Raw genomic sequence first — 394 nt, 5'->3', positions numbered from 1 at the left:
AATGTGCCCGCTGTGGAGAGTTGGAGAAGAGTAAACACAGGCATTACGTGGGGCCTACAAGGGCGGCTATCAACTTAATCTATGTGATGAAATAAAAAGTCTCGACAGCCTCTCCCCGGCCCTCTCCCAAGGAGAGGGGGAAGGGGGATAGATTTGACTTATCAATTAAGATTTCTTTTTTCAATATTAATATGTACTAATTATGGCAACAACAAATTATATATCTTCAATCACTCACACTTTACGGCGCATTCTTTCCCCCTCTCCTTGGGAGAGGGCCGGGGAGAGGCTGTTGAGGCCGTTGAGGCTGCTGGTGGTAAGTTTCTTTCTTTTCTCTCTCTCTTGGGGAGAGGCTTTCTCTCAAAACTACCAGGGTTTTGTATCTGTAACATCA

Annotated in this window: 2 protein-coding genes; both read left to right on the top strand. The window is 45.4% G+C overall.

What is annotated here, in order from left to right; all coding sequences use genetic code 11:
* On the top strand, positions 1–95 hold a 95-nt coding region (locus D0T60_RS18980; protein WP_163216992.1), incomplete at its 5' end, for a DUF3575 domain-containing protein.
* A gap of 107 nt (positions 96–202) precedes the next feature.
* Positions 203–394: hypothetical protein (locus tag D0T60_RS18675; protein WP_203558380.1), on the top strand; the 192-nt coding region annotated here is incomplete at its 3' end.

This window comes from Bacteroides sp. 224, assembly GCF_010500995.1.
In the GTDB taxonomy this organism is placed as follows: Bacteria; Bacteroidota; Bacteroidia; order Bacteroidales; family Bacteroidaceae; genus Bacteroides.
This window is presented reverse-complemented; position numbering and strand designations above follow the sequence as displayed.